The sequence below is a fragment of the Pseudomonas sp. B23(2017) genome (assembly GCF_002113725.1).
Taxonomy (GTDB): Bacteria; Pseudomonadota; Gammaproteobacteria; order Pseudomonadales; family Pseudomonadaceae; genus Aquipseudomonas; species Aquipseudomonas putida_Z.
Genome location: NZ_NEJM01000008.1, coordinates 79,804 through 92,420, shown reverse-complemented (window position 1 = coordinate 92,420; position 12,617 = coordinate 79,804). Strand labels below are relative to the sequence as shown.

The window sequence follows — 12,617 nt, the reverse complement described above, 5'->3', positions numbered from 1 at the left end:
GCGCTTCCTGTACATGGAAAACGCCGGACACTACGCGAGCGATGCCGCCCGAAATCAGCGGGAAATAGCCTACTCCAAAGCCTGTTGCAGGAACGCCGGGGCGATGTAGCGCTGGTAATGCGCCTCGGACAGCAGGAAGAACTCGCGGTCGATGGCGTCGCGCAACTGCGGCAGCTCCCAGTCGCGGAATTCCGGCAGCAGCACCATGCCGTAGGCTTCCAGGTCGCGGATCATTCGCGCCCCGCGGGCAATCAGCTGGTATGCCCAGCAATATTCCGACTGCTGCTCGACAAAGCGGATGGAACGCTGCTCCAGTTGCTGGCGCAGCAGGCCTTTGTCGAACACCTCCAGCTTGGCCATCATCACCTGCACCAGCAGTTGCTCCAGGCGCAGCCACACGGCGCGCTTCTGCGCATCGTCGTAGCCGTTCCAGTTGATCACTTCGTGGTGGAACCGCTTGCAGCCACGGCAAACCGTGTCTCCGTACACCGTGGAGCACAGGCCGACGCAAGGGGTCTTGATGGACTTGTTGGACATGAAAAACAACAGCTTGGCGGTGGAACACGGGCTCATGTTAGCCCTTTGTCTAACCAGGGTCACTCGTTAAAGTCATCTTCGCCGCCTTACGTTCGAGCTTTTTTTGCCGTAGAATCATCCCGCCTTTTCAAAGGCAACAATGTCCGTTGGAAGCTGTTTTCAAAGCGTCACGAGCACAGTTCATCCGGTAGAACGGCGTTGGCCCGGGCCATGCATCCCTCGCATGCCCGTGCCAGCCCTCATCAGCTCCCCGTTCTGCAGGCGTAAAACTTTGAAAGCAGCTTCTGTAAGGATTCTTTGCGACTCTGGCTGGGCGGCCCACAAAGCCGTGGCAGCGCATGGGTGCATTGAATGCTGGATGAGCGTCCCGGACCCCCTTTAGGGACCACTGATGAGGGAAATAACTGTGCTTGAAGCCTACCGCAAACACATCGAAGAGCGTGCCGCCCTGGGTATCGTGCCCCAGCCGCTGAACGCCGAACAAACTGCAGGCCTGGTCGAGCTGCTGAAAAACCCGCCGGCCGGCGAAGAAGCCTTCCTCGTAGACCTGATCACCAACCGCGTACCGCCAGGGGTCGACGAAGCTGCCTACGTCAAGGCCGCTTTCCTCTCCGCCGTCGCCAAGGGCGAAGCCAAGTCGCCTCTGATCGACCGCAAGCACGCCACCGAACTGCTGGGCACCATGCAGGGCGGCTACAACATCGAAACGCTGGTCGCACTGCTGGATGACGCCGAACTGGGCGCCGTCGCGGCCGAACAGCTCAAGCACACCCTGCTGATGTTCGATGCCTTCCACGATGTGGCCGAAAAAGCCAAGGCCGGCAACGTTCACGCCAAGGCCGTGCTGGAATCCTGGGCTGCCGGCGAGTGGTTCACCTCGCGTCCGGCCATCGCCGACAAGTACACCCTGACCGTGTTCAAGGTGCCTGGCGAAACCAACACCGACGACCTGTCCCCTGCTCCGGACGCCTGGTCGCGCCCTGACATCCCGCTGCACGCCCTGGCCATGCTGAAAATGGCCCGCGACGGCATCGAGCCGCAGCAGCCTGGTTCGGTCGGCCCGCTGGCCCAGATCGAAGCCGTCAAGGCCAAAGGCTTCCCGGTTGCCTACGTCGGTGACGTGGTCGGTACCGGTTCCTCGCGTAAATCCGCCACCAACTCGGTGCTGTGGTTCTTCGGCGACGACATCCCGTACGTGCCGAACAAGCGCGCCGGTGGCTTCTGCTTCGGCACCAAGATCGCCCCGATCTTCTACAACACCATGGAAGACGCCGGCGCCCTGCCGATCGAATTCGACTGCACCAACCTGGGCATGGGCGACGTCATCGACGTTTACCCGTTCAAGGGCGAAGTGCGCCGTCACGGCAGCGACGAACTGGTCACCAACTTCGAGCTGAAAACCGAAGTGCTGCTGGATGAAGTCCGCGCTGGCGGCCGTATCCCGCTGATCGTCGGCCGTGGCCTGACCGAAAAAGCCCGTGCCGAACTGGGCCTGGGTGCTTCCGACCTGTTCAAGAAGCCGGAGCAGCCTGCCGATTCGGGCAAGGGCTTCACCCTGGCACAGAAAATGGTCGGCCGTGCCTGCGGCCTGCCAGAAGGCCAGGGCGTGCGCCCGGGTGCCTACTGCGAGCCGAAGATGACCACCGTCGGTTCCCAGGACACCACTGGCCCGATGACCCGTGACGAGCTGAAAGACCTGGCGTGCCTGGGCTTCTCCGCTGACCTGGTGATGCAGTCGTTCTGCCACACCGCGGCCTATCCGAAGCCGATCGACGTCACCACCCACCACACCCTGCCAGACTTCATCCGCACCCGTGGCGGCGTGTCGCTGCGCCCGGGCGACGGCATCATCCACAGCTGGCTGAACCGCATGCTGATGCCTGACACCGTGGGTACCGGTGGCGACTCGCACACCCGCTTCCCGATCGGCATCTCGTTCCCGGCAGGTTCCGGCCTGGTGGCCTTCGCCGCCGCCACCGGCGTCATGCCGCTGGACATGCCAGAGTCGATCCTGGTGCGCTTCAAGGGCAAACTGCAGCCAGGCATCACCCTGCGTGACCTGGTTCATGCCATCCCTTACTACGCCATCCAGAAGGGCCTGCTGACCGTCGAGAAGAAAGGCAAGAAAAACGCCTTCTCCGGCCGCATCCTCGAGATCGAAGGCCTGAACGATCTGACCGTCGAGCAAGCCTTCGAGCTGTCCGACGCCTCGGCCGAGCGTTCCGCTGCCGGTTGCACCATCAAGCTGCCAGAAAAGGCCATCGCCGAGTACCTGCAGTCCAACATCACCCTGCTGCGCTGGATGATCGGCGAAGGCTACGGCGATGCCCGCACCCTGGAGCGCCGCGCCCAGGCCATGGAAGCCTGGCTGGCCAAGCCTGAGCTGCTGTCGGCCGACGCCGATGCCGAATACGCCGAAATCATCGAAATCGACCTGGCCGACGTGAAAGAGCCTGTGCTCTGCGCGCCGAACGACCCGGACGATGCCCGCCTGCTGTCTTCGGTACAGGGCGAGAAGATCGACGAAGTGTTCATCGGTTCGTGCATGACCAACATCGGCCACTTCCGCGCTGCCGGCAAGCTGCTGGACAAGGTCAAGGGCGGTATCCCGACCCGTCTGTGGCTGGCTCCGCCAACCAAGATGGACGCTCACCAGCTGACCGAAGAAGGCTACTACGGCATCTACGGCAAGGCTGGCGCGCGCATGGAAATGCCAGGCTGCTCGCTGTGCATGGGTAACCAGGCACGTGTGCAGACCGGTTCGACCGTGGTCTCCACCTCGACCCGTAACTTCCCGAACCGTCTGGGCGACGCCACCAACGTGTACCTGGCATCGGCCGAGCTGGCTGCTGTCGCTTCGATCATCGGCAAGCTGCCGACCGTCGAAGAGTACATGCAGTACGCGAAGGACATCGACAGCATGGCTGCCGACGTTTACCGCTACCTGAGCTTCGACCAGATCGCCGAGTTCCGCGAAGCGGCAGCCAACGCCAAGATCCCGGTAGTTCAGGCGTAAGCTGAGTTGTAAGATGTAAAGGAAAGCCCCGGCAGAAATGCCGGGGCTTTCTTGTTTCAACCTTTACCGGCCTCTTCGCGGCTAAAGCCGCTCCCACAGGGCCCCCAAAGTTGTCGAGGGCTGCGCAGGACCTTGTGGGAGCGGCTTTAGCCGCGAAGAGGCCAGCACAGGCAACCTCAGATCACGAACAGGTCGACAAACCTGTGCACCGCCATCTGTTCCAGCTTTTGCTGGTCCTTGCACACCTCAAGAATCTCCCCACACCGCTGCCGCGCAAAGCGCGTCGCCAGGTTGTCCCTGAACTTGGCCTCCAGCAACGGTATGCCCTCCCCTCGCCGCCGGCGATGCCCGATCGGGTATTCCACCACCACCTGCTCGGTACTGCTGCCATCCTTGAAGAACACCTGCAGCGCGTTGGCGATCGAGCGTTTGTCCGGCTCCAGGTATTCACGGCTGAAGCGTGGGTCTTCCACCACCTCCATCTTCTCGCGCAGGCGGTCGATACTGGGGTGGTTGGCATGGAAGGTGTCTTCGTAATGCTCGGCCACCAGATGACCGAAAATCAGCGGCACCGCCACCATGTACTGCAGGCAGTGATCGCGGTCGGCGGCATTGGCCAGCGGGCCGCTCTTGGAAATGATGCGGATCGCTGACTCCTGGGTGGTAATGACGATACGGTCGATTTCGTGCAGGCGGTTACGCACCAGTGGATGCAAGGTTACCGCTGCTTCGCAGGCGGTCTGGGCGTGGAACTCGGCAGGGAAACTGACCTTGAACAGCACGTTTTCCATCACGTAGCTACCCAGGGCTTGCGGCACGCGCAGCTCTTGCTGCTCGGACGGCTTGAGCGCGAGGTCCTTGTTGGTGTGACTGAACAGCACATCATAGAAGCCCCACTGCGGCGCAGTGAGCACGCCCGGCACGCCCATCTCGCCACGCAGGGCAATATCGGCCAGGCGCACGCCACGGCTGGAAGCATCACCGGCGGCCCACGATTTGCGCGAACCGGCGTTGGGCGCATGGCGGTAGGTACGCAGCGCCTGGCCGTCGACGAAGGCGTGGGACAAGGCGCTCAGCATCTGCTCACGGTTGGCCCCCATCAGCCTGGCGCACACGGCGGTGGAGGCCACCTTGACCAGAATCACGTGGTCGAGGCCAACGCGGTTGAAGGCGTTTTCCAGCGCCAGCACGCCCTGGATCTCGTGAGCCATGACCATGGCTTCGAGCACATCGCGCATCAACAGTGGTGCTTCACCTGCGGCCACGCGCTTCTGCGACAGGTGATCGGCAACCGCCAGGATGCCGCCGAGGTTGTCCGAGGGGTGGGCCCACTCGGCGGCCAGCCAGGTATCGTTGTAGTCCAGCCAGCGCACCGTGCAGCCGATGTCCCAAGCGGCCTTGACCGGGTCCAGGCGGTAGGCGGTGCCGGGGACGCGGGCGCCGTTGGGCACCAGGGTGCCTTCCACCTGGGGGCCGAGCAGCTTGGTGCATTCGGGGAAGCGCAGGGCCAGCAGGCCGCAGCCGAGGGTATCCATCAGGCAGTTGCGCGCGGTGTCCAGGGCTTCGGCGGATTCGACCCGGTACGTGAGGGCGTAATCGGCGAGGGTTTGCAGCACCCGGTCGTAGTCCGGGCGGGCGTTGAGGTCTACGTTGGCGCTCATATCCAGCTCCCTTCAGAATTGCCGGGGCTGCTTTGCAGCCCTTCGCGACACAAGGCCGCTCCTACAGGTACCGCGCAAACCGTGTAGGAGCGGGCAAGCCCGCGAAGGGGCGCCAAGCGGCCCCAACGAACTAAAGCCGAGCGCCAGTGGTGCGTTAGAAGCTATCGCCAGGCACGCGAACCCAGCCCTCCATCAGCACGCGAGCACTGCGGCTCATGATTGCCTTGGTCACTGTCCATTCACCATTCACCTGGCGCGCCTCGGCCCCCACCCGCAGGGTGCCCGAGGGGTGGCCGAAACGCACGGCGCTGCGCTCGCCCCCGCCTGCGGCGAGGTTGACCAGCGTGCCCGGAATGGCCGCCGCGGTGCCGATGGCCACCGCGGCCGTCCCCATCATTGCATGGTGCAGCTTGCCCATCGACAAGGCCCGTACCAGCAGGTCGATATCACCCGCCTGCACCGCTTTGCCACTGGACGCAGTGTAGGTGCTCGGCGGCGCGACGAAAGCCACTTTCGGCGTGTGCTGACGCCCGGCAGCCTGGTCGACGTTGCCGATCAGGCCCATGCGCACGGCGCCATAGGCGCGAATCGTCTCGAAGCGCAGCAGCGCCTGCGGGTCGCCGTTGATGGCGTCCTGCAGTTCGGTGCCGGTGTAGCCGATATCCGCCGCATTGACGAAGATCGTCGGGATGCCGGCATTGATCAGGGTCGCCTTGAACGTACCGACACCTGGCACCTCGAGGTCATCGACCAGGTTGCCGGTGGGGAACATCGCCCCGCCGTCGCCATCTTCGTCGGCCGCCGGGTCGAGGAACTCCAGCTGCACCTCGGCGGCCGGGAAGGTCACCCCGTCCAGCTCGAAGTCGCCGGTTTCCTGCACTTCACCTTCGGTGATCGGCACATGGGCGATGATGGTCTTGCCGATGTTGGCCTGCCAGATGCGCACGGTGGCGATACCGTTGCGCGGAATGCGCGCCGGATCGACCAGGCCGCTGCTGATGGCGAACGAACCGACCGCGGCAGAGAGGTTGCCGCAATTGCCGCTCCAGTCGACGAAGGCCTTGTCGATGCTGACCTGGCCGAACAGGTAGTCGACATCGTGTTCAGGCTTGATGCTTTGCGACAGGATCACGGTCTTGCTGGTGCTGGAAGTGGCGCCGCCCATGCCGTCGATCTGCTTGCCATAGGGGTCGGGGCTGCCGATCACCCGCAGCAGCAGTGCATCACGGGCAGGGCCGGGGATCTGCGCCTGCTCGGGCAGGTCTTGCAGGCGGAAGAACACGCCTTTGCTGGTGCCGCCACGGATGTAGGTGGCGGGGATTTTTACTTGCGGTACATGAGCCATGTTCAATTCCTGTCTTGCACAGCACCCCTGTGGGAGCGGGTTCACCCGCGAAAGCGTCCGATCAGAAAACAATGTTGTATCTGCTGACGCATTCGCGGGTAAACCCGCTCCCACAGAGGACCGCGCTGCTCTTGATTAGGCGGTCGCTTCGAGGAAGTCCTGGGCGAAGCGCTGCAGCACCCCGCCAGCCTCGTAGATCGACACCTCCTCGGCGGTGTCCAGGCGGCAGGTCACCGGTACCTCCAGGCGCTCGCCGTTGGCGCGGGTAACCACCAGGGTCAGCGTCGCCCGCGGCGTACGCGCGCCCAGTACGTCATAGGTCTCGCTGCCATCCAGGCCGAGGGTCTTGCGGTCGGTGCCCGGCTTGAACTCCAGCGGCAGTACGCCCATGCCCACCAGGTTGGTACGGTGAATACGCTCGAAGCCTTCGGCGACGATCGCCTCGACACCGGCCAGGCGCACACCCTTGGCCGCCCAGTCACGGGACGAACCCTGGCCGTAGTCGGCACCGGCGACGATGATCAGCGGCTGCTTGCGATCCATGTAGGTCTCGATCGCCTCCCACATGCGGGTGACCTTGCCTTCCGGCTCGATACGCGCCAGCGAGCCCTGCTTCACACTGCCGTCTTCCTTGCGCACCATTTCGTTGAACAGCTTGGGGTTGGCAAAGGTAGCGCGCTGGGCAGTCAGGTGGTCGCCACGGTGGGTAGCGTAGGAGTTGAAGTCCTCCTCCGGCAGGCCCATCTTCGCCAGGTACTCGCCGGCAGCGCTGTCGAGCATGATGGCGTTGGACGGCGACAGGTGGTCGGTGGTGATGTTGTCCGGCAGCACTGCCAGCGGGCGCATGCCGCGCAGGGTACGCTCACCGGCCAAGGCACCTTCCCAGTACGGCGGGCGGCGGATGTAGGTGCTCATCGGGCGCCAGTCGTACAGCGGCGCCACCTTCGGCCCACGGTCTTCCTCGATGGCGAACATCGGGATGTACACCTTGCGGAACTGCTCCGGCTTGACCGCGGCACGCACCACGGCGTCGATCTCTTCGTCGCTGGGCCAGATGTCCTTGAGGCGGATTTCCTTGCCGTCGACCACACCCAGCACATCCTTCTCGATGTCGAAGCGGATGGTACCGGCGATGGCGTAGGCCACCACCAGTGGCGGCGAGGCGAGGAAGGCCTGCTTGGCATACGGGTGGATACGCCCGTCGAAGTTGCGGTTGCCCGACAGCACGGCAGTGGCGTACAGGTCACGGTCGATGATTTCTTGCTGGATCACCGGGTCCAGGGCGCCGGACATGCCGTTGCAGGTGGTGCAGGCGAAGGCGACGATGCCAAAGCCGAGTTGTTCCAGCTCCTTCTCCAGCCCGGCCTCCTCCAGGTACAGCTGCACGGCCTTGGAGCCAGGTGCCAGCGACGACTTGACCCACGGCTTGCGGGCCAGGCCCAGCTTGTTGGCATTGCGCGCCAGCAGGCCTGCGGCAATCACGTTGCGCGGGTTGCTGGTGTTGGTGCAGCTGGTGATGGCGGCAATGATCACCGCGCCATCTGGCATCTGCCCTGGCACTTCTTCCCAGCTGCCGGCGATGCCTTTGGCCGCCAGGTCGCTGGTGGCGACGCGGGCATGCGGGTTGGACGGGCCGGCCATGTTGCGCACCACACTCGACAGGTCGAAGCTCAGGGTGCGCTCGTAGACGGCGCCGCCCAGGCTGTCGGCCCACAGGCCGGTGGCCTTGGCATAGGTTTCCACCAGCTTGACCTGCTGCTCTTCGCGGCCGGTCAGGCGCAGGTAGTCGATGGTCTGCTGGTCGATGGCGAACATCGCCGCAGTGGCGCCATATTCCGGGGCCATGTTGGAGATGGTGGCGCGGTCGCCCAGGGTCAGGGCACGGGCACCCTCGCCGTGGAACTCCAGGTAGGCGCCGACGACTTTCTGCTTGCGCAGGAATTCGGTCAGGGCCAGCACCAGGTCGGTGGCGGTGATGTTCGGCGCCAGCTTGCCGGTCAGCTCGACGCCGACGATTTCCGGCAGGCGCATCCACGAGGCACGGCCGAGCATCACGTTCTCGGCTTCCAGGCCACCCACGCCGATGGCGATCACGCCCAGGGCGTCGACATGCGGGGTGTGGCTGTCGGTGCCGACGCAGGTGTCCGGGTAGGCCACGCCACGGTCGTTGTGGATTACCGGCGACATCTTCTCCAGGTTGATCTGGTGCATGATGCCGTTGCCCGGCTGGATCACGTCGACGTTCTTGAACGCCTTCTTGGTCCAGTTGATGAAGTGGAAGCGGTCTTCGTTGCGGCGGTCTTCGATGGCGCGGTTCTTTTCGAAGGCCTGCGGGTCGAAACCGCCGCACTCGACGGCAAGCGAGTGGTCGACGATCAGTTGCACCGGCACCACAGGGTTGACCTGGGCCGGGTCGCCGCCTTTGTCGGCAATGGCGTCACGCAGGCCGGCGAGGTCGACCAGTGCGGTCTGGCCGAGAATGTCGTGGCACACCACGCGGGCCGGGAACCACGGGAAGTCGAGGTCGCGCTTGCGCTCGATCAGCTGGCCCAGCGAGGCGTCGAGGGTAGCCGGGTCGCAGCGGCGCACCAGGTTTTCGGCGAGTACGCGAGAGGTGTAAGGCAGGCCATCGTAGGCGCCGGGCTTGATGGCCTCGACCGCCGCGCGGGCATCGAAGTAGTCCAGGTCGGTGCCTGGCAGGTGCTTGCGGAATGCAGTGTTCATATCGTTATCAGGCTCGGTCACGGTACGGTCGTGGATAGCTTTCTGGTTGCAGCCCTGTGTCAGCTGTTCCGGCCTCATCGCCGGCAAGCCGGCTCCCACAGGTATTGCACTGCTCCTGAGGCTGGTGCAGTCCCTGTGGGAGCCGGCTTGCCGGCGATGAGGCCGGAACAGGCCCCCACAGGTACGGCCTGTCAGCGCTGTTCGATCGGCACGAACTGGCGCTGCTCGACGCCGACATACTCGGCGCTCGGGCGGATGATGCGGTTGTTGGCGCGCTGTTCGAAGACGTGCGCAGCCCAGCCGGTCAGGCGCGAGCAGACGAAGATCGGGGTGAACAGCTTGGTCGGGATGCCCATGAAGTGGTACGCCGAGGCATGGTAGAAGTCGGCGTTGGGGAACAGGCGCTTCTGCTCCCACATGGTCTTGTCGATGGCTTCGGAAACCGGGTACAGCACCTTGTCACCCACTTCGTCGGCGAGCTGTTTCGACCAGCCCTTGATCACCTCGTTGCGCGGGTCGGACTCTTTGTAGATGGCATGGCCAAAGCCCATGATCTTGTCCTTGCGCTCGAGCATGCGCAGCAGCTCGGCAGTGGCTTCCTGCGGGCTCTGGAAGCGCTCGATCAGCTCCATTGCCGCCTCGTTGGCACCGCCATGCAGCGGGCCGCGCAGCGAACCGATGGCAGCGGTTACGCAGGAGTACAGGTCGGACAGGGTCGAGGCACAGACGCGGGCGGTGAAGGTCGAGGCGTTGAACTCGTGCTCGGCGTAGAGGATCAGCGACACGTTCATGACCTTGACGTGCAGCTCGCTCGGCTTCTTGCCGTGCAGCAGGTGCAGGAAGTGGCCACCGAGGGTGTCTTCGTCGCTGGTGCAGTCGATACGCACGCCGTCGTGGGTGAAGCGGTACCAGTAGCACATCACCGCCGGGAACAGCGCCAGCAGGCGGTCGGTCTTGTCACGCTGGGCCTCGAAGGTCAGTTCGGGCTCCAGGGTACCCAGCACCGAGCAACCTGTGCGCATCACGTCCATCGGGTGGGCATCACGCGGGATGCGCTCGAGCACTTCCTTCAGGGCTTGCGGCAGGTCACGCAGGCCCTTGAGCTTGCGCTTGTAGTCGGCCAGTTCGGCTTTGCTCGGCAGCTCGCCGTACAGCAGCAGATAGGCGACTTCTTCGAACTCGGCACCCGCGGCCAGGTCACGCACGTCGTAACCACGGTAGGTCAGCCCGGCACCGGCCTGGCCCACGGTCGACAGCGCGGTCTGGCCGGCCACCTGGCCGCGCAGGCCTGCGCCACTGAGTACTTTTGCTTCGGCCATGGTGTTTCTCCTTTCTTGAACTTGTTATGGAAATCTAGCTGGCTAATCAGTTTTGCCTGTGCCGGCCTCTTCGCGGGCACGCCCGCTCCTACAGGGACTGCGCGGCACTCCAGGCCTGTGGGGTCCCTGTGGGAGCGGGCGCGCCCGCGAAGAGGCCAGCCGCTCCAATAAAAGCCTTCAGCCCTTCTTCTGGGCAAACAGCGCATCGAGGCTCTGCTCGAAGGCGTGGTAACCAATGGCATCGTAGAGCTCCATGCGGGTCTGCATGGTGTCGATCACGTTCTTCTGCGTGCCGTCGCGGCGCAGCGCGGTGTACACGTTTTCGGCCGCCTTGTTCATGGCGCGGAACGCCGACAGCGGGTACAGCACCAGCGACACGTCGACCGAGGCCAGCTCTTCGGTGGTGTACAGCGGCGTGGCGCCGAATTCGGTGATGTTGGCCAGGATCGGTGCCTTCACCCGGTCGGCGAAGGTCTTGTACATCTGCAGTTCGGTGATGGCTTCCGGGAAGATCATGTCGGCACCGGCCTCGACGCAGGCGGCGGCGCGGTCCAGAGCGGCGTTCAGACCCTCGACGGCCAGGGCATCGGTACGCGCCATGATCACGAAGCTGTCATCGGTACGGGCATCGACTGCGGCCTTGATGCGGTCGACCATTTCCTGCTGGCTGACGATTTCCTTGTTCGGGCGGTGGCCGCAGCGCTTGGCGCCGACCTGGTCCTCGATATGGATGGCGGCAGCGCCGAACTTGCTCATCGAGCGCACGGTACGGGCAACGTTGAAGGCAGAGGCGCCGAAGCCGGTGTCGACATCCACCAGCAGCGGCAGGTCGCACACGTCGGTGATGCGGCGCACGTCGGTGAGTACATCGTCCAGGCCGCTGATGCCCAGGTCCGGCAGGCCCAGCGAACCGGCGGCGACGCCGCCACCGGACAGGTAGATGGCCTTGAAGCCGGCGCGCTTGGCCAGCAGGGCATGGTTGGCGTTGATGGCGCCAACCACCTGCAGCGGATGTTCAGCGGCAACGGCGTCGCGGAAACGCTGACCGGGGGTGCTCTTCACAGTCATTTCTCACCTCGTGGGCTGTTGTTGTGGGCGTCCAGGTAGTGACGCTCGATATTGCGCTTGGACGCGCCGATGTGGCGGCGCATCAGGAGTTCGGCCAGCTCGCCGTCACGGTCGGCGATGGCATCGAGAATGCGGTGGTGTTCGGCAAAGGCCTGGCGTGGCCGGTTGGGCGTGGCGGAAAACTGGATGCGGTACATGCGCACCAGCTGGTACAGCTCGCCGCAGAGCATCTTGACCAGGGTCTGGTTACCGCTGCCCTGGATGATTCGGTAATGGAAGTCGTAGTCGCCTTCCTGCTGGTAATAGCCCAAGCCGGCCTGGAACGCGGCATCGCGCTCGTGGGTGTCGAGCACCCGGCGCAGTTCGTCGATGTCGGCCTGGCTCATGCGTTCGGCGGCCAGGCGGCAGGCCATGCCTTCCAGCGATTCGCGAATTTCGTACAGCTCGATCAGTTCGGCGTGGTTGAGCGACACCACCCGCGCCCCCACATGCGGCACGCGCACCAGCAGGCGCTGGCCTTCGAGGCGGTGGATGGCCTCGCGCAGCGGCCCGCGGCTGATGCCGTAGGTACGCGCCAGCTCCGGCTCGGAAATCTTGCTGCCGGGGGCGATATCGCCCTTGACGATGGCCGCCTGGATGCGCCGGAAGACGTTTTCGGACAAGGTTTCCGTTTCGTCTGCCAGCATCGGGCTGGGGGTGGATAGGTCCTGCATATTGTCGACACCTTGCAAATCTCTTTGCCAGAAATTAGCTAATTCGACCGCAGCAGTCAAAGACAAAATGAATATTGTCGACAATCGTCTAAGAACGAACTAATGCCAGCCCGGTGCTGTCAGAACGCGCACCGCTGGCGTCAAGGCGCCGGCGTGATAGAATGCCGCGCCTCCGATGGAGTATGGATAGCCTGTCTGTCATCCATTCATGCTGTTGACAGATGAACGAGGAAG

At 64.1% G+C, this 12,617-nt stretch carries 8 protein-coding genes; 1 reads left to right on the top strand and 7 read right to left on the bottom strand.

All coding sequences use genetic code 11. The features are described 5' to 3' along the window. Window positions 1-69: 69 nt before the first annotated feature. The gene (locus CAG46_RS14835) at window positions 70-537 is read right to left on the bottom strand and encodes a DUF1289 domain-containing protein (protein WP_161795747.1); all 468 of its coding nucleotides are present in this window, start codon (window positions 535-537) and stop codon (window positions 70-72) included. A 406-nt stretch (window positions 538-943) separates the two neighbouring features. Between CAG46_RS14835 and acnB the strand changes: the two genes are divergently transcribed. Then, complete coding sequence (acnB, locus tag CAG46_RS14830; protein ID WP_025338443.1) at window positions 944-3,553, top strand: bifunctional aconitate hydratase 2/2-methylisocitrate dehydratase; 2,610 nt, start codon at window positions 944-946, stop codon at window positions 3,551-3,553. Window positions 3,554-3,729: 176 nt separating this feature from the next. On the opposite strand, the gene prpD is transcribed toward acnB, so the two are convergent. From prpD to CAG46_RS14795, 6 genes are all read right to left on the bottom strand, one after another. After that, window positions 3,730-5,214 (bottom strand): 2-methylcitrate dehydratase, encoded by a 1,485-nt coding sequence (gene prpD, locus CAG46_RS14825; RefSeq protein ID WP_085617533.1) that lies wholly within the window; start codon window positions 5,212-5,214, stop codon window positions 3,730-3,732. Window positions 5,215-5,368: 154 nt separating this feature from the next. Then, the gene (gene prpF, locus CAG46_RS14820; RefSeq protein WP_085617531.1) at window positions 5,369-6,559 is read right to left on the bottom strand and encodes a 2-methylaconitate cis-trans isomerase PrpF; all 1,191 of its coding nucleotides are present in this window, start codon (window positions 6,557-6,559) and stop codon (window positions 5,369-5,371) included. A gap of 135 nt (window positions 6,560-6,694) precedes the next feature. Further along, window positions 6,695-9,283, bottom strand: a complete 2,589-nt coding sequence (gene acnD / locus CAG46_RS14815) for a Fe/S-dependent 2-methylisocitrate dehydratase AcnD (RefSeq protein ID WP_025338440.1) — start codon at window positions 9,281-9,283, stop codon at window positions 6,695-6,697. Between the two features lie 191 nt (window positions 9,284-9,474). After that, on the bottom strand, window positions 9,475-10,602 hold the full coding sequence (gene prpC, locus CAG46_RS14805) for a 2-methylcitrate synthase (protein ID WP_013971911.1): 1,128 nt from the start codon (window positions 10,600-10,602) through the stop codon (window positions 9,475-9,477). A 177-nt stretch (window positions 10,603-10,779) separates the two neighbouring features. Next, a complete protein-coding gene (prpB, locus tag CAG46_RS14800; RefSeq protein WP_003259689.1) occupies window positions 10,780-11,670 on the bottom strand; it encodes a methylisocitrate lyase in 891 nt (296 codons plus the stop codon). After that, on the bottom strand, window positions 11,667-12,383 hold the full coding sequence (locus CAG46_RS14795) for a GntR family transcriptional regulator (RefSeq protein WP_085592915.1): 717 nt from the start codon (window positions 12,381-12,383) through the stop codon (window positions 11,667-11,669). Before CAG46_RS14795 ends, prpB begins: the two co-directional genes overlap by 4 nt. Window positions 12,384-12,617 lie beyond the last annotated feature (234 nt).

Coding starts and splice junctions, on each gene's coding strand:
- CAG46_RS14835 (WP_161795747.1), bottom strand. CDS start 537: ATGTCCAACAAGTCCATCAAGACCCCTTGCGTCGGCCTGTGCTCCACG.
- prpD (WP_085617533.1), bottom strand. CDS start 5,214: ATGAGCGCCAACGTAGACCTCAACGCCCGCCCGGACTACGACCGGGTG.
- prpF (WP_085617531.1), bottom strand. CDS start 6,559: ATGGCTCATGTACCGCAAGTAAAAATCCCCGCCACCTACATCCGTGGC.
- acnD (WP_025338440.1), bottom strand. CDS start 9,283: ATGAACACTGCATTCCGCAAGCACCTGCCAGGCACCGACCTGGACTAC.
- prpC (WP_013971911.1), bottom strand. CDS start 10,602: ATGGCCGAAGCAAAAGTACTCAGTGGCGCAGGCCTGCGCGGCCAGGTG.
- prpB (WP_003259689.1), bottom strand. CDS start 11,670: ATGACTGTGAAGAGCACCCCCGGTCAGCGTTTCCGCGACGCCGTTGCC.
- CAG46_RS14795 (WP_085592915.1), bottom strand. CDS start 12,383: ATGCAGGACCTATCCACCCCCAGCCCGATGCTGGCAGACGAAACGGAA.